The 17,001-nt window shown below is 60.7% G+C and carries 14 protein-coding genes and 2 pseudogenes; 14 read left to right on the top strand and 2 right to left on the bottom strand.

Features of this window, described 5'->3' with window-relative positions; translation table 11 throughout:
* Positions 1 to 78: 78 nt before the first annotated feature.
* Positions 79 to 1,959 (top strand): annotated as a pseudogene (locus JQ600_RS06685) (putative bifunctional diguanylate cyclase/phosphodiesterase); the annotation flags it as partial.
* On the opposite strand, the gene JQ600_RS06680 reads toward JQ600_RS06685, so the two are convergent.
* Together JQ600_RS06680 and JQ600_RS06675 are read right to left on the bottom strand one after the other, a co-directional pair.
* Positions 1,956 to 2,975, bottom strand: coding sequence for a helix-turn-helix domain-containing protein (locus tag JQ600_RS06680; protein ID WP_212268893.1), 1,020 nt, complete (start codon positions 2,973 to 2,975; stop codon positions 1,956 to 1,958). The pseudogene JQ600_RS06685 and the gene JQ600_RS06680 overlap by 4 nt on opposite strands.
* A gap of 17 nt (positions 2,976 to 2,992) precedes the next feature.
* Positions 2,993 to 3,997 carry a transporter gene (locus tag JQ600_RS06675; protein ID WP_212386075.1) on the bottom strand — a complete coding sequence of 335 codons (1,005 nt, stop codon included), beginning with the start codon at positions 3,995 to 3,997 and terminating at the stop codon, positions 2,993 to 2,995.
* Between the two features lie 457 nt (positions 3,998 to 4,454).
* On the opposite strand from JQ600_RS06675, the gene JQ600_RS06670 reads away from it, so the two are divergent.
* From JQ600_RS06670 to JQ600_RS06610, 13 genes and pseudogenes are all read left to right on the top strand, one after another.
* A complete protein-coding gene (locus tag JQ600_RS06670; RefSeq protein WP_212386225.1) occupies positions 4,455 to 4,946 on the top strand; it encodes a hypothetical protein in 492 nt (163 codons plus the stop codon).
* A 90-nt stretch (positions 4,947 to 5,036) separates the two neighbouring features.
* Complete coding sequence (locus tag JQ600_RS06665; protein ID WP_212386202.1) at positions 5,037 to 5,954, top strand: formylglycine-generating enzyme family protein; 918 nt, start codon at positions 5,037 to 5,039, stop codon at positions 5,952 to 5,954.
* A complete protein-coding gene (locus JQ600_RS06660; RefSeq protein ID WP_212386074.1) occupies positions 5,951 to 6,460 on the top strand; it encodes a hypothetical protein in 510 nt (169 codons plus the stop codon). Before JQ600_RS06665 ends, JQ600_RS06660 begins: the two co-directional genes overlap by 4 nt.
* A gap of 14 nt (positions 6,461 to 6,474) precedes the next feature.
* Positions 6,475 to 6,936: a YidH family protein gene (locus JQ600_RS06655; protein ID WP_249132885.1), complete on the top strand. Its 462-nt coding sequence runs from the start codon at positions 6,475 to 6,477 to the stop codon at positions 6,934 to 6,936.
* Positions 6,937 to 7,083: 147 nt separating this feature from the next.
* Positions 7,084 to 8,625, top strand: coding sequence for an arylsulfatase (locus JQ600_RS06650; RefSeq protein ID WP_212386073.1), 1,542 nt, complete (start codon positions 7,084 to 7,086; stop codon positions 8,623 to 8,625).
* 106 nt (positions 8,626 to 8,731) lie between these two features.
* Positions 8,732 to 9,100: a DUF1622 domain-containing protein gene (locus tag JQ600_RS06645; protein WP_212386072.1), complete on the top strand. Its 369-nt coding sequence runs from the start codon at positions 8,732 to 8,734 to the stop codon at positions 9,098 to 9,100.
* A 58-nt stretch (positions 9,101 to 9,158) separates the two neighbouring features.
* A pseudogene (locus tag JQ600_RS06640) lies at positions 9,159 to 10,107 on the top strand (HAD family hydrolase).
* 10 nt (positions 10,108 to 10,117) lie between these two features.
* Positions 10,118 to 10,627 carry a hypothetical protein gene (locus JQ600_RS06635; protein WP_212489754.1) on the top strand — a complete coding sequence of 170 codons (510 nt, stop codon included), beginning with the start codon at positions 10,118 to 10,120 and terminating at the stop codon, positions 10,625 to 10,627.
* Positions 10,628 to 10,638: 11 nt separating this feature from the next.
* Complete coding sequence (locus JQ600_RS06630; RefSeq protein ID WP_212386070.1) at positions 10,639 to 12,060, top strand: DUF1254 domain-containing protein; 1,422 nt, start codon at positions 10,639 to 10,641, stop codon at positions 12,058 to 12,060.
* Positions 12,061 to 12,139: 79 nt separating this feature from the next.
* Positions 12,140 to 13,660 carry a DUF1254 domain-containing protein gene (locus JQ600_RS06625; RefSeq protein WP_212386069.1) on the top strand — a complete coding sequence of 507 codons (1,521 nt, stop codon included), beginning with the start codon at positions 12,140 to 12,142 and terminating at the stop codon, positions 13,658 to 13,660.
* 9 nt (positions 13,661 to 13,669) lie between these two features.
* A complete protein-coding gene (locus tag JQ600_RS06620; RefSeq protein WP_212386068.1) occupies positions 13,670 to 13,915 on the top strand; it encodes a DUF3302 domain-containing protein in 246 nt (81 codons plus the stop codon).
* On the top strand, positions 13,912 to 14,853 hold the full coding sequence (locus tag JQ600_RS06615) for an HlyD family secretion protein (protein ID WP_212386067.1): 942 nt from the start codon (positions 13,912 to 13,914) through the stop codon (positions 14,851 to 14,853). The genes JQ600_RS06620 and JQ600_RS06615 overlap by 4 nt, the downstream gene beginning before the upstream one ends.
* Before the next feature lie 179 nt (positions 14,854 to 15,032).
* Complete coding sequence (locus JQ600_RS06610; protein ID WP_312017243.1) at positions 15,033 to 16,946, top strand: adenylate/guanylate cyclase domain-containing protein; 1,914 nt, start codon at positions 15,033 to 15,035, stop codon at positions 16,944 to 16,946.
* Positions 16,947 to 17,001 lie beyond the last annotated feature (55 nt).

Here is a 17,001-nt window from a genome sequence, read left to right as displayed (position 1 = left end):
GCTGGGACGGACCAGGTGACTTTCGATAGCGGCCATTACATGCCGGGCGATTCTGCGAATCCTGTAGAGAAGACCGGGACGGTGAGGCGCCTGGCGCTTTGTGCTGTCCTGATCGCGGTGGCGATTTCGGCTGGCGTGGCGACATCGGCGTGGGAGCTTCGCGAACGCGTACTGCTTGCCCTCGTCGTGATCCTCGCACTCGTCGTCGCTCTGCTGCTGAGGCGCCATCGATTGTCCGACCAGCGGCTCGCGGCCGAACGGCGCCAGCTCACAGTTGCCGTGAACAATATCCCGCAAGGTCTTGTTCTCTATGATGCATCGGCGCGCATCGTCATTTGTAACCAGCCCTATATCGATATGTTTGGCCTGTCGCCGGATGTAGCGAAGCCCGGCTGCACGATGCATCGCTTGATCGAACACCGCAAAGAAACCGGCTCCTTTGACGGCGATGTCGACGCGTTCTGCAATGCCATCATCCGCACCGTGTCGCTCGGCAAAGCCACGCGGCAACTCACGGAAGCGCCCGGCGGCAGGGCGATCGAGATCGTCAACCGGCCGCTGAATGCGGGTGGCTGGGTGGCCACGATCGAGGACATCACCGAACGCACCCGCGCTGACGAGAAAATCGCCCATCTGGCGCATTATGACGGGCTGACCGACCTGCCCAACCGGCTCCTGTTTCGCGAGCGACTGGAACAGGCGCTGAAGGCGGTCCGACCGGGCGAACAGCTGGCGGTATTCTATATCGACATCGACGAATTCAAGAGCGTCAACGATGCCCTTGGCCATGCGATCGGCGATGAGTTGCTCAAAGGCGTAGGCGAAAGGCTGCGCTTGTGTCTGAAGGATACAGATGTGGCGGCGCGGCTGGGCGGTGACGAGTTTGCCGTGATTCAAACCGGTATCAAGAAACAGACGGAAACCACTCAACTTGTTGAAGGAATTTACGCGGCGATCAGGGCGCCGTTCGAGTGCGCGGGCCACCTGATCACAACAGATGCCAGCATCGGCATCGCGCTCGCCTCCGGCGATGGGCTCGATCTCGACCAGTTGCTCCGGAACGCGGACCTCGCGCTGTACGGCGCCAAAGGCGACGGACGGCGGACCTACCGCTTCTTCGAGGCCGGCATGGACGCCCGCGCCAAGGCGCGACGAGTCCTGGAACTCGAATTGCGCCAGGCGATATCAGATGGCGGCCTCGAGGCCCATTATCAGCCGGTGCTCAATCTGGAGGACGGCAAGGTCTCCTCCTGCGAAGCGCTGCTGCGATGGCGCCACCCCGAACGCGGCATGATTTCGCCCGTGGAGTTCATTCCGGTCGCGGAAGAGACCGGCCTGATCAACGAGCTCGGGCACTGGGTGCTCAATACGGCGTGCGCCGAGGCTGCCAGCTGGCCGGCGGAGGTCCGCGTCGCGGTCAACGTTTCACCGGTTCAGTTCCGGAGCCAGACGCTGGCGCTCAACGTGGCGGCGGCCCTTGCTGCCTCGGGCCTCGCCGCATCCAGGCTCGAGCTCGAGATCACCGAGGCGGTGCTGATCCGCGACGACGACGGCGCGCTTCAGATGTTGCATCAGTTGCGCAAGCTGGGGGTACGCATCGCGCTGGACGATTTCGGCACCGGGTATTCCTCGCTGAGCTATCTGCAGCGGTTTCCATTCGACAAGATCAAGATCGACCGCTCTTTCATCAGGGATCTGGCCGGCGCAGGCGCGTCGTCGTCGATCGTCCAGGCGGTGGTGAACATTGCGGCCGCGAGCGACATGACGACGACAGCGGAAGGCGTCGAGACCGAGCAGCAGCGAAACCTGCTGTACATTCTCGGCTGCACCGAGATACAGGGATTTCTGTTCAGCCCCGCGATACCAGCCGCGGACATTCGGCGGCTGTTGCTCTCGCACCGCGGCAAGGTGGTATCCGGGAATTTGACGCCGGCGGGTTTCGCGGAAGCGGCCGGTTAATTGGTGTTAGTCCTCATCGGAACCGCTTCGGAAAAATCTTGATCGATCTCCTTGCGCGCGCGGAACCCGCGGCCGCCAAGCGTTTCCGAAGGATACTCCCCGAACAGCGAGTGATAGTAGTGAGAGAAGCGTCCAAGCTCGATGAAGCCGTGCCGGATCGCCACCTGCGCGACGGTGACCGTCGCAGGATTGCTTTCCCTCAGAACGGAATGAATGGCGCAAAGCCGCTTGTGACGCAGGAACGATATCGGTCCCAAACCGAAAACGTCGTAGAATGCGCGATGCAGAGTCCGTCGTGACACGTTGAGGTGGGCGCAGATTTCGGAAACGTGCACGGGGCGAAGGCCGGCGGCTTCGAGATAGTCGTCGACTTTCCCGACCAGCTGCATCGCCGAGGGCAGAAGCCCTCTGGTGTCAGGCGGTAATGATTGCGCGATGGTTCCGGTGACGGCATCGATGATCGAGCGCTTCCAGAAATCAGCGACGGCATCGGACAAGGCGCTCTGTTGCCGTGCCAACCGGGAAATGATCAGTGGCAATCGGTGCGTCGCCGCAATCCCGATCGAAGGGTCCGCCTGATAGACGTTTTTGTTGAGCCATGCGGCGGGGTCGCTCAATCTTGGTTCACCCTTGAACAGCGACATGACCTCGGCAAGATCGAGACGGATCGCGGCATAGGATGAGGCGCCATGAAAAATTCCGTCATGCTCGGTGCTGGGCGGCATGATCAGGACATCCGCCGGACGCATATCGAAGGACCAGTGGGTGACCCGGTCTTCCGAATTCAGCAGCATCCCGACAACGAGCTTGTCATCGGTCGAGACGCGCTGGGTGCGAACGCCGACGGAAAACGAGCCGATGCTGAGCGAAAAATCTCCGATCCCGACATGGCTCAATGAGCCTCGAAACTTTCCGCGGCCGAGTTGCGTCACCTCGACATGCGATCCTCTGATCGCGTTGTGAAGGCCTTCGAAGCTGTCCAGACTGGAGGTGTTGACCGCAAGCTGCCCGCTCATGGTTCGGCATCCCGCTGCTAAAACTTTGCCTTGATTGGCTTCAGGGGCGCAGCTTGGCTGCTGCTGTCGATCGCGAGCGGGACGGCCACGGTGAAGAAACCCGCGGTGCCTTCCATGCGGTTCCGCACGTCAAACTCGCGATAGACCTTGATGCGTGTCGATACCGGCAGCTTTCCTATCTCGAACATATAGCCGATCGATCCGCCGAGCGCGACCACGCGCCCTTCGAACGCACCGAGGAGCGCGCCGGTGCCGCTGTCCGGCGTCAGTTGCTGATAGAAGTAGCCGACCAGGCCGATCGTGAATTCCTTGGTCAGATATTTGGTCGCGGCCCATTCGAGGTGGAATTCGTCGCCGGTCTTGTAGTCGGTGGCGGTGTTCGTCTTGTTGAACGTGAACCCTGCGGCTGCGGAGAGATCCCAGCCGATCGCGGGATCAAGCCACGTGATCGCACCGAACACGTCGATGGCAGGCCGGTTCAGGGATACGTTGGACAACTGGCCAGGCACATAGGTGCCGGATGGAATGACGCCTCCGACACCGAGCTGCCAGTGGAAATTGCCGGCGTGCCATCCGATGAACGAGTTCACGAAGAAATCGCTCACGTTGAGCTGTGCATCAGTGGCGTTGACGCCGATCGGCCCGAACCGCGGCGAGTTCACCAGGAGATTGGCGTTGACGCGCGGTTCGCCGAACGGCGTGGTGAGGGAGACGGCGAGGTCACCGCCGAGAATCTTCGCCGGCGTGACCCACATCGTGGTCGGCAGATTGATCCAGCTCTGTGCGGAGACATTTGCGACCAGCAGGCCGCCCAGCGGCAGCGTACGCCCGCCGCCGATCTTGCCGCTGTAGAAGTAAGTATCGTCGTTGAAGTAGAGGCCCGGCGGCGGCGTGATGCCGGCTCCAACGGAGCGCGAACCAAGAAGGTAGATGCCGGTCGCGGCCTCGGCGGCTTCCGCGCGCTTCTCGAACGCGTGGAGCGTTGCCGCAGCGAGAAGTAACGAACACAAACCATAGCGCATCGACAACTCCCCAAGGAAGCGATGCCCCATCCCCGACTCGATCTAGCCACAACTCCCGCGCGATCACAATGAATTTCAGTGATCCGCTGTGATCAGGTTTGCTCTGATGCACAGACGCTCAGCGCAGACTCGAGAGCCGGCGAGAATATTTGTCTAAAGTTTTGGACAGTACGAGATGCAGTTCGGTCAATGCGTTGATCGATTTGCGAAGTTGTCCATTAAGGCTGAAATCGAGCCGATGCAGATTGGCACAAACTGCACATCACAGAGCTTCGAGATTCGTTTAGCCTGCAAGTGCGCCAATGCTTCGTGTCTCGTAAGCCTTTGAAGAGGCTGAGGCTGTGCGCCAATGAGCCGCGCCAAAAATTGGGCGGAAAAAGGGAAGAGGGGCTGACTGATCTACGTCTGCCGCGCGCAACCCAAACGCGAGCGGCCGCAATAAGAAAAGGGTCCGCCTATGCGTTCAACGAGAACCCGCTTTGTCGATCTGGCCAACGCTCGCAACGAAATGCTCTACGCGCTGGCCTTCTCCGCCTTCGTTGTTCTGACGCCTTCGCCGGTAACGGCGACGGTCATCGTGCCCTCCGGTTCGCTGCAGCAGCAACTCAAGCAAGAACGCACGCAAGACAGTCTGGTGACTGAAGTCCACGCGCGAGCCGGAGGCTCTGTACGCCGGACCACCGTCGTCGGTCCGCGAGGCAACGCTGCCAGTCGGACCGTGGTGCGTGGGGGTGCGGTGGTGGGGCCGGGTGTCGCGCGCACCGGCCGCTGGGTCCGTCCGGCCAATTACTATTGGCGTCCGGACGGCGCGATCGCGGCCGGTGCGGCGATCGGATTCGTCGCCGCTGCCTCCGCAGCAGCCTATGCCGGCTCACCGCCGGCGCCGGGTTACTGCTGGTACTACTCCGATCCGAGCAAGACGCAGGGCTTCTGGGACGTTTGCCCGTAACCGCGCACGTCAGGAGTCAGTGCCATGACGCTGCTGCAAACCGACGTCCGGCAGGGCGACAAGCCGTCGGAAGATGGCCGGACCGCCGACATGATCCGCATTCCCGGCGGCACATTCCGAATGGGCTCCGACAATCATTATCCCGAGGAAGCGCCGGTACATCGCGTGACGCTGGAGGGCTTCTGGATCGACCGCACGCCGGTGACCAACCGTCAGTTCAAGCGGTTTGTGATCGCAACCGGTCACAAGACCTTTGCCGAAATCCCGCCTGACCCAAAGCATTATCCGGGTGCTTTGCCGCACATGCTCTACGCGGGCTCGCTGGTGTTCGAGCGGCCGCACTCGACCTACGATCTGCGCGACTGGAGCCAGTGGTGGTCGTTTATGAAGGAGGCTGACTGGCGGCATCCCTACGGGCCCAAGAGCAACATCAATGTCCTGAACGATCATCCCGTCGTACATGTCGCCTATTCGGACGCGCTGCTCTATGCGCGATGGGTGGGCAAGGACCTGCCGACTGAAGCCGAGTGGGAATTCGCCGCACGTGGCGGTCTCGACGGCGTTGAGTTCGCATGGGGTAACGAATTTGTGCCCGATGGCGTGCATATGGCCAATACCTGGCAGGGTGAATTCCCGCTGCACAATCGCCATGAGGATGGCTACGACCGCACTTCGCCGGTGACGGCGTTTCCGCCGAACGGTTATGGCCTGCACGACATGATCGGCAATGTCTGGGAATGGACCTCGGACTGGTATTCGCCGAAACATGAGGCCGACGCGCCAAAGGCGTGCTGCATTCCCGAAAATCCGCGCGGCGGGCGCGAGGAGGGCAGCTACGACCCGCGTCAGCCGAACGTCAGAATGCCACGCAAGGTCATCAAGGGTGGTTCGCATCTGTGCGCACCGAATTATTGCCGCCGCTATCGCCCGGCGGCGCGGCATGCCGAGGCGATCGACACCTCGACCAGCCATCTTGGGTTCCGGTGTGTGGTGAGGGACGTCAAATGACATCAGCTCCGACATCGGCGTTTGCGCGTGCCCTGACCTGGCTCGCGGTCGCCGTGTCGGTCGTGCTGCTTGGCCTCGGGATCGCCTGGTACGGATGGTCGATCGAAATCCATCGCCGGTTCTGGGCGGACATCTTCGAACGCATCCACGGACCGATGACGTTCCGCTTCTATCTGCAGCCGGTGATGGCCGCGCTGGCGGCGTTGCCGGACGGCATCAGGGATGCGCGGCTCGGCCACAAATCATTCTTCTGGTCGGCGTGGTGGGACAACAACGCGTCAGCCGGGCGGCTGCGCGAGGGTGCCATTTCCACAGCGCGGGTCGTGCTGCTCGGGCTCAGCATGGACGTGATCTATCAATTCAAGGTGCTCGACCGCTTCTATCCCGCGGAAGCGTTGATGATGGCGATCCTGCTCGCCGTCATTCCCTACTTTATCTTTCGATGGATCGTCGAGCGCGCCGCCATCTGGTGGTTCGCGCGAAAGGGTACCGGCGCGTTGATGTAGTTAAGAGGCGTTCAATGGCTGAAGGCGTAACCTCAAAATCTGCTGCCGACCAGATCTCGGTCGAGTTGTCGTCGCGCCGCACCGGCATGTCCTTCCAGCGCACCCGCATGAGCGCCGACCGTACCCTGATGTCGGTGATCCGGACCTCGCTTTCGCTGATCTCGTTCGGCTTTACGATCTATCAAGTGTTCGAGAAGCTGCGCGACCAGAACATAGTCACGCATGGCGCGCCCGCGCGCAATTTCGGCTTGACGCTGGTGGCACTGGGAGTCCTGATGCTGCTTGGCGGCATCGGCTATCACCTTCAGTTCATGGCTCACCTGCGCGAAGAGCGCAAATCCATGGCGGAATCCGAACTGATTCACGCCCAGAGCGGCTTTCCGGTTTCGCTGACGCTGATCACCGCAGCGATTCTGCTGTTCATCGGCATCGCCGCCATCGTCAGCATGCTGTTTCAGGTCGGTCCGTTCGGGTGAGGAGATCAAATGGCAAAGAAGTCGGCAAAGAAAGGTCCAACGAAGAAGGCTGGCGGAAACACGGCTTCGGAGAAGGTCGCGTCAGTGAAGCAAAGAACAACCCAGAAAACTGCAGAACCAAAAGCATCAAAAAATGGGAGCGCGAAAATGGCCAAAGTAAAGAAGCCCAATATCCTCGTGATATGGGGCGACGATATCGGCATCTCCAATCTGAGTTGTTACTCAATGGGTCTGATGGGATACAAAACGCCCAACATCGATAGACTGGCGAAGGAAGGAATGATTTTTACGGATTCCTACGGCGAGCAGTCCTGCACCGCGGGCCGATCGTCATTCATTACGGGCCAGAGCGTAATGCGCACCGGTCTGTCCAAGGTGGGCATTCCGGGCGCGCCGGTCGGCATGAACGAAAAGATCGTGACGATTCCGGCGCTCTTGAAAAACGAGGGCTACACGACCGGCCAGTTCGGCAAGAATCACCTCGGCGATCTCAATCACATGCTGCCCACCAACCACGGTTTCGACGAGTTCTACGGCAACCTCTACCATCTCAACGCCGAGGAAGAGCCGGAGATGTATGACTACTTCCCCAAGGAAGAATTCGGCGACTTTATCGAAACCGTCAGGCCGCGCGGCGTCATCCACAGCTTCGCGACCGATAAAGACGATCCGACGGTCCAGCCGCGCTGGGGCAAGGTCGGCAAACAGAAGATAGAAGATACCGGACCGCTCAGCACCGAGCGCATGTTGACGTGCGATGACGACTTTGCCGAAAGGGCAAAGGGTTTCATCAAGAAGGCCGTGGACGGCGACAAGCCATTCTTCGTCTGGGTCAACTTCACCCACATGCATATGTTCACGCACACCAAGAAGGAAAGCCTCGGACAGGCAGGGCGCTGGCAGTCGCCGTATCATGACACCATGATCGATCACGACAAGAACGTCGGCTCGCTGTTGGACTACCTCGACGAATTGGGCATCGCCGAGGACACGTTGGTGATCTATTCGACCGACAACGGCCCCCACCGCAATTCATGGCCTGACGGCGGGATGACGCCGTTCCGCAGCGAAAAGAACACCAACTGGGAAGGCGCGTTTCGCATTCCGCTGGTCGTGCGTTACCCGGGCAAGATCAAGCCAGGCTCCGTCTCGAACGAGATTGTCCAGCATCACGACTGGTTGCCGACCTTCCTTGAACTGGCCGGCAACAAGACCGTGGTCGAAGACCTGAAGAAGGGCGTGAAGGCGCTCGGCCGTACCTACAAGAATCACATCGACGGCTTCAGCCTCCTAAGCTACCTGACCGGCAAGACGGAAAAGTCGCCACGCCAGATGTTCATGTACATCTCCGACGACGGCGACACGTTGGGGATTCGCTACGACAACTGGAAGATCGTCTTCATGGAGCAGCGCCTCAAGGGCACCATGGGAGTGTGGGCGGAACCGTTCACGGCGTTACGCGTGGCCAAGCTGTTCAATCTCCGGACCGATCCTTTCGAGTTCGCGGATGTCACGTCCAACTCATACTACGACTGGTTCCTACGTCACGCTTTCATCATCTATGGTGCGATCGCAGTGATGATGAAGTTCAACGAGACGTTCGTCGACTTTCCGAAGATTCAGAAACCGAACACCTTCACCGCCGATCAGGCGATCGACAAGCTGCATGCGACGGCCGCAGGAAGCTGATGGGTTTCTGGAACACCGGGAGCCGGTGGCGTTGACGACCGAGCGAATACGGAAGGGCGGCACTCGCGCGGCCCTTCGCTACTGAGGATCTGAACTGGGGTCGCCCGTGAAGCAATGGCTGGTCTTCGCCACCGAGAACGCCATCGTCTTCATCGATGCGCTGGCGCTCGTCATCATCGTGGTCGGTACGGTCGAGGCATTCTTCGGCGGCCTGCGGGCGATGCTGGGTTCGCCGTCCGGGCACGAACGTCGGGACATCTGGCTGCGCTATGCGCGATGGCTGGTTGCCGGGCTTACGTTCCAGCTTGCCGCCGACATCATCGAGACATCGATCACGACGAGCTGGGAAGCGGTGGGGCGCATTGCTGCGATCGCACTAATCCGCACCTTCCTAAATTACTTCCTTGATCGCGATCTGGAAGAAGTGAACCGGCGGCAGCGCGAATTCGATCAACCGCCGCCGAGGCCGGCATGAGGTATCAGCGATGTTGAACCGACGCTGCCTGTTAGCGCTGCTCTTCGCCGTATCAGCCATGGGCGCTGTTGAAGCCCAGCCGTCGCCGGACCCATTGCCGTCGTGGAACGACGGCGCAATCAAGAAATCCATCACCGATTTCGTCACGCGCGTGACTGCGCAGGGTGGCGCTGACTTCGTTCCCATCCAGCAGCGCATCGCCACCTTCGATAATGACGGCACGCTGTGGTGCGAACAGCCGGCCTATTTCCAGCTCGTGTTCGCCTTCGATCGCATCAAGGCGATGGCGCCGCAGCACCCGGAATGGAAGACGACGCAGCCGTTCAAGGCGATCCTGGACAAGGACGTGAAGGCGCTGGCCGCCTCCGGCGAGAAGGCGCAGCTGCAAATCTTGGCCGCAACTCACACCGGTATGACCATAGATGAATTCAGCAACGCGGTGCTCGACTGGACCGCGAGTGCGCGGCACCCGCGCTTCAACCGTCCTTACACCCAGATCGTCTATCAGCCGATGTTGGAGCTGCCGGCCTACCTGCGCGCCAACGATTTCAAGACCTTTGTCGTGTCCGGCGGCGGCGTCGAGTTCATGCGGCCGTGGATGGAGAAGATCTACGGCATTCCGCCTGAGCAGGTGGTCGGTTCGTCCGGAATGGTGAAATTCCAGATGGGGTCCAACGGCAGGCCGGAACTTATGAAACTCCCAAGATCGAATTCATCGATGACGGCCGGGCAAGCCGGTCGGCATCAACCGCTTCATCGGGCGGCGGCCGATCTTCGCATTCGGAAATTCCGACGGCGATCTGCAGATGCTGCAATGGACCGCCGCAGGCGAGGGCGCGCGCTTCGCCGGCATCGTGCACCACACCGATGCGGCGCGCGAATACGCCTACGACCGTCAATCGAAGATCGGCAAGCTCGATAAGGCGTTGGACGAAGCGAAGGCAAAGGGCTGGACCGTCGTCGACATGAAGCAGGACTGGAAGAAGGTCTTCGCGTTCGAACCGTAAGGGTGGCGCATTGATTATCGGTGCACGATTCGCAAGATGGGGACTCGGCCTCTTCATCTTCGGTGTGTTCCTTACCTTCGGGATCATCGCGCACTACTGCGCGGGCTCTCGCTGGCCGAACGGTGCGCTGTTCATGCAGAATATCACGCTGTGGTGGGCCTGCCCGTGGACGCTGTCGGTCGCGGCCGTGCAAGCTGGCGGGCTCGGCATGGTGGCAATTGGTCTCACGCTGATGCTGGCCGCACGAGTATCGCCAATACGCCCAGCGGCCGAAGGCTCGGCGGCGCTGTGGCTTTGCATCGTCGGGCTGTTGGGTGTCTTCGCCGTCGGTTATCCCGGTTACTTCGTCTTCGATGCGATATGGCCGAGCTACTACTACTCGCCAATAGCAACCGGAAAGAATGCGTGGCTGCTCGGTCAGGCGCTTTTCATCGCGATCTATTTTGCAGGCCTCATGATCGCGTTCGGAGACGTTCGTCAGGCACTTTCGCTTGCGACACAAACAGCAACCAGAGCTTGAGGAGAACAACGATGAGCAAGAAACTGTTTGTCGCACTTGCGCTTTTCTGCCTTGCGGGAAATGCGGTCGCGCAATCGACACCGCAGGAACGGTTGCTCCGCAGCCGCGCCGTCGAAGCGGCGATCTGGGGCATGCCCGTCGTCAATTACGACCTGATGCTGCAGGAGATGCTGACCAAGACTCCGGGCAAGGTGAACCAGGTGATCTATTGGGGCAAGCCGCTCGACTGGAAGAACCAGACGCTGACGCCCAATCCCGACACGCTCTATTTCATGACGTTCCTCAACACCAAAGATGTCGGGCCGATCGTGATCGAGATCCCGCCTGCGGACGCGACCGGATCGCTCAACGCCAACATTGTCAATGTCTGGCAGATGCCGCTGGAGGATGGTGGCCTGCTTGGCGTGGACAAGGGTGCTGGGGTCAAACTGCTGATGCTGCCGCCCGGTTACAAGGGGCAGGTGCCGGCGGGCTATGAAGCGCTGCAGCCGAATACCTGGGGCAGTTACGCCCTGATCCGCTCCAACCTGAAGAGCCACAGCGAGACGGACGTCGCGAACTCCGTGGCCTATGCCAAGCGGCTCAAGGTCTATCCGCTGTCGCAGGCATCCAACGCGCCACCGACCGTCTTTACCGACGTCAAAGACGTCCTGTTCGACACAACCATTCGCTACGACGAGAGCTTTTTCGTAAACCTCGACCGCATGGTGCAGGGCGAGCCATGGCTGGGTCGTGACCGCGCGATGATCGACCAATTGCGTACGATCGGCATCGAGAAGGGCAAGCCGTTTGCTCCGGACGCAAAGACGAAGCAGGCCATGAAGGCGGGTATCGCCGACGCCCATGCGTGGATGGCCGCCAAATACGACGCCGCCCCGCCTCAGTTCTTCGAAGGCACGCATTGGACGTTTCCCACGCATCCTGAATTGCTCAAGGGAGCAAGCGAGGAGTTTGAGGGAGCGAACGACTATCCCGTGGATTGGCGCGGGATCACCTATCACTATGCCTATATCGGCATCAAGCGGCTGGGTGCCGGCCAGTTCTACCTCATCAACATCAAGGACAAGGACGGCGCCGATTACGACGGCTCAAAGACGTATCGTCTCCGTGTTCCCGCGGGTGTGCCGATCGAGCAATATTGGTCGTTGACCGCCTATGACCGGGATACGCATGCGCTGATCAAGAACGTCGACCGCGCCAGCCGCGCGTCGAACGCGACCGACATAAAGAAGAATTCCGACGGCTCCGTCGACATCTTCCTTGGCGCCAAGGCACCCGCCGGACAGGAGACGAACTGGATACCGACCGATCCCGCCCGCAAGTTCGAGCTGATGTTCCGCCTCTACGGTCCGAAGAAGGAGTTCTTCGACAAGGTGTGGAAGCTACCGGACGTGGAAGCGATCACTGCATCGACGATAGGGGGCAGCAAATGAGGGCATAAGCTATTGCAGCATCTGCATTCGGTGAGCTGAAGGCTGCGTCACAAGGACAACGCTTACGGGAATTGAAACAATGATCACCAACGCAAATCCCGATCGCAGAAATATCCTGCTCACCGGGACGACGCTCGCAATCGCGTCAGTACTGGCGGGGAGTACTTCGTCCGGCGCCAACGCTGAGTCCTCGTCGCTCAATCCGCAGCCGCTGCCGCCATCGCCTGGCTGGGCTCGCGCGCTGCCATCCGGTCCGGATGCGCGTGTGAAGATCACCGAGGCCTATGCCGCCCACGTCGCGCGCGACGCCTTCTTCTGGGCCTGGCCGCTGGTCAATATCTATAACCGCCGGCTTGCGTTCTCGAAGATGACGGAACAGAGGTATGTCGGCCCGTTGCTCGAGGCGCCGCTCAACCGCCTCACGATGCTGACGGACTATGTCGATCCGGAAGAGCGCAATGTCGCGTGCCCGAACCAGGACGTCGTCTACGGCCTCGGCATGATCGCACTGGATGTTTCTCCGGTGGTGGTCCAGGTGCCGGATTTCGGCGATCGCTTTTGGGTGTATCAGATTGTCGATCTGCGCACTGACAGCTTCGTTCAGCTCGGCAAGATGTACGGCACCGTGCCCGGCTTTTACCTCCTTGTCGGACCCAACTGGAGCGGTGAGGTACCAAAGGGAATCACCCGCGTATTCCGGGCGTCGAGCAATACCGGCCTTGTTGCGCCGCGCGTTTTTCAGGACGACACGCCGCAAGACAAGCGTACGATTCAGGGCGTGCTGACCGGTATCGCTATGTATCCGCTCGCTGACTATGACGGGCGGATGAAGAGCACGGAGTGGAGCAAGCTGCCCAAGGTAGCCGGCGCGTCTCCCGGCGAAGAGGAAACGCGATGGGTGCTCCCTGAGAAGTTTTTCGATGAGCTTCCGATCGTAATCGCCGATGCGCCGCCGCTGCCGGGCGAGGAAGCGCGCTATGCACAGCTGCTCGCGGTACTGGCTGCCGCCAAGGATAATCCAAAAATAAAGCAGGCGATGATCGAGGCCGCCAAGGATGCGGAAGAGAAGCTGGTGAATCCGTTGTTCCAGTTCCGCAACTACGGTCAGCAATTGCCGCATAACTGGAGCACCATCTCCAACGAGTCGGCGTTTGGGACGGACTATTTCACCCGGACGGCGGTGGCCAAATCGAACATCCTGGTGAATTCGCCAAACGAAACCAAATATTTCTATCAGGACCTCGACGCCTCGGGGGCGCGGCTTAACAATTCCAACCGCTACGCCGTGACGTTCGCGAAGGACGGCACGCCTCCCGTGAATGGCTTCTGGTCGCTCTCGATCTACAACCAGCACCATTTCTTTGTCGCAAACCCGATCAACCGCTTCTCGGTCGGAACCAAGAACAAGGATCTCAAACCTGCCGCAGACGGTTCGCTCACCATCTACGTGCAGGCCGATGCGCCGGCCGATCCCACGCAGCGCGCCAACTGGCTGCCGGCTCCGAAGGGCGATTTCTCACTCTACGTGCGCGCGTACTGGCCGAAAGCGCCCGTTCTGGATGTCTCCTGGACGCCGCCGCCGGTGCAGCGCGTCAGTTAGCGAGGCATCATGAGCGGCCTCGATATCTTCGCCTGGATTGTCCTGATCATCCTCGCCGCCTGTGTGGTCGGCGTGTTCTGCATCGCCGGCTGGCTGCCCGGGCATATCGCCAAGAGCCGCGGGCATCCCTGGGCCGAGGCGGTGACGGTGGCAGGTTGGGTGACGCTGATCTGCGGCTTTGCAGTGTGGCCGCTGGCGCTGATCTGGGCTTACGTTGACGTACCGGCGCGGCATTCGCAGGAGCGTGCGCCATGATCGTGGCGATGCTCTGCGTCTACCTCGTCCTGCTGTTTGCGCTGGTGAGATTTGGCGTCATCAGCTTCAATCTGTTCTGGAAGGTGTCGCCGTTCATCGTCCTGCTGCTGCTCAATCTCGGTCTGTTCATTCCGATGGGGTGGGGCGCACCGCAGGGACCCGTGCTGGTGGTGCGCAATTCGGTCGCGGTTGTGCCAAGCGTGGCCGGCGAAGTGATCGACGTTCCCGTCGAGGCGAACAAGCCGCTGAGGGCGGGCGATGTGTTGTTCCGCATCGATCCCGTACCTTTCGAGGCGCAGGTCAAAGCAATCGAAGCGCAGCTGAAGCTGTCGGCGACGCGTCTCGCCCAGATGACGCAATTGTTCGAGCGTGATTCCGGCCGCGGTTTCGACGTCGAGCAACGCCAGTCCGAAGTCGACCAGCTCAAGGCGCAACTCGAAGGCGCGAAATGGAATCTGGACAAGACGGTTGTGCGCGCGCCCGGCGATGGCTACGTCACCAACGTCGCGCTGCGCAAGGGCGCCCGCGTCGCCAACCTGCCGCTGGCCCCGGTGATGGCCTTCATCGATACGTCCGACAGTATCGTTGGTGTCGAAATCGCGCAGATCGATGCCCGCTACATTGAACCAGGCCAAGCCGTCGAGGCGACGTTCAAGTTCAAGCCGGGGCAGATCTACAGCGGCAAGGTCGAGAGCGTCCTTCAGGCGGTCGCGACCGGTCAGGTGCAGACCTCGGGACTGGCCGTGACGCCCAAGAATATTGCCTCCGTGCCGTTTGTTGTTCGTATCCGGCTCGACGACGCGCATCTGGTCCGGAGTTTGCCCGCCGGCAGCGCCGGCGATGCCGCCATCTTCACCGAGCACGTCAAGCTGGCGCACGTCATCCGCAAGGTGCTGCTGCGCCAGATTGCGATCACGAATTACGTCAATCCGTTCTGAGTGGAGTGATTGATGGTGCTTCGATGACGAACAACAGAAGCCTACGGCTCGGGTTCAAGACCTCCGTCATCACGCTGTTCGTCGCGATCGTTCTCGTCATCGGTCTGGCGCTGGTCTATCTCAGCTTTGAGCGGATCACCGCGGTCACTAATGCGGCCGCCAGCCAGTTCATCGGCAAGGTGGCCGAATCGTCGGCGGACCGGATCGGCTCGCAACTGAAACTGGTGAGGGACAATCTCGAAATTCTCAACGCGCTGCCGCCGATCCAGTCCGCGGAAATCGAGGATAATCCGCGCCTGTATGCTCTGCTCGCGGCCATGGTGAGGAACAACACACAGCTCTTCAGCCTGTATGTCGGTTACGACGATGGCTCGTTCATCGAGATGGACGATATCGGCGGTACCGGTCGGGACTCGCGCGCGCGGCTGGAGGCACCCGAACAGGCCGCGTTCCGGCTGGTCGTGATCTCGCGGTCCGATCCTGCTCGCGTCAAGTCAAGAAGGCTGTTTCTGTCAGAGACGCTCGAGATAATCAGGGAGTTGCCGGGGCCGCTCGATTACGATCCGCGCCAGCGCCCTTGGTACAAAGATGCTGAGCGCCGCGATGGCAGCTGGCTGACCGGACCGTACATTTTCTTCGCGACCGGAAAGCAGGGCTATACCGTGCAGTCCGCGCTGAAAGCGGGCAGGGGCGGCGTGATCGCGGGCGACCTGCTGATGGATGCGACGCAGGAGGTGTTGAAAAGGGAGAAGCTGACGGACTCCGGCGTCGCCTTCCTGTTTGACGATGACGATCGCATTCTGGCCCATCCCCGGATGTCGGAAATGCTGGGAAGAGAGGTGTCGGGTACTGTTCCGAGCCTGCGTGAGACCGATATGGCGGGTGTTCTCAAGGCGATCCGTGCCTGGCGCGCGAACGGGATTTCCGAACAGTTCTTTAACGACCCGGCGGGCCGGCTGTATGCCGCCGCATTCCAGACCATCCCCCGTTCGGGTCCGGCCAACCTCCGCGTCGCGGTGGTGGCGCCGGTCGATGAGTTCTTCGCCAGTATCCTCTCCGAGCGCCGACGGCTGTTTGTCGCCACGCTTGGATTCGTCGCAGCCATGGTGCCGATTGTCTTCGTTATCGGTTCGATTCTGTCCAAATCGCTGCGGGCGCTGGCGGACGAGACCGACCGAATCCAGCGGTTCCAGCCGGCGGTCGGGTCATCCCTGCATTCCACGATCCGCGAGATCGACGATCTCGGCCGGTCGGTCTCCACCATGCGCACGCTGGTGCAGACCTTCTCGAACTTCGTCCCTAAGCGCCTGGTGCAGCAACTCGTGGAAACCGGCGACGCGATGACGCTGGGCGGCGCGCGTCGGGAGGTAACGGTCCTGTTCACCGACGTCGTCAACTTCACCGGGCTGACCGAAAACAGGGACCCCACTCAGGTGATGCAGTACACCTCGCGCTACTTCGGGGCCATGTCCGAGGCGATCATGGCGAACGAGGGCACGGTCGACAAATTCATCGGCGATGCCGTGATGGGGATATGGAACGCGCCGATCGAGGATGATGATCATGTTGCCAATGCCTGCGTGGCGGTGCTCGCCTGTATCGAGGCCAACGGTGAGCTCAATGCCGCGTTCCAGCGCGAAGGATGGCCGCTCTACAACACGCGCTTCGGCCTGCATGTCGGCGATGCCGTGGTCGGAAATATCGGATCGTTGGACCGGATGAACTACACCGTTCTGGGGGCAACGGTGAATCTCGCCGCGCGCCTCGAAGGGTTGAACAAGAATTACGGGACATCGATACTGGTAAGCTCGGCTATTAAGCAGCGTGTCGACGGCCGGTTTCATTTCCGCAGCGTTGACCGTATCAACCCGAAGGGATTCGCGGAGGCATTCGAAATCTACGAACTGAGATCGGAGCGGGCGGACGTGCCGAGCGCGGATGCGGAATTCTGCCTGGAATGGGAGATGGTCTACGTTGCGCTTCGCAACGGCCCGCTGGTTACGGCGGAAGAGCTGCTCGGGGCTTTCCTTGCGAAGTATCCGTGGGACGGCATTGCCGGCTATCACCGGCGACTGTCGGCAAGAGCAGGGTAGCCATGCGCTGGGGCTATCATAATTGACACAAGCGATCCCTGCACGCTATCCAAGC

Origin of the sequence: Bradyrhizobium sp. AUGA SZCCT0176 (genome assembly GCF_018130145.1) — a bacterium.
Lineage (GTDB): Bacteria > Pseudomonadota > Alphaproteobacteria > Rhizobiales > Xanthobacteraceae > Bradyrhizobium.
The sequence above is the reverse complement of the archived record's forward strand: the minus strand, read 5'-3'. Positions and strand labels throughout refer to the sequence as shown.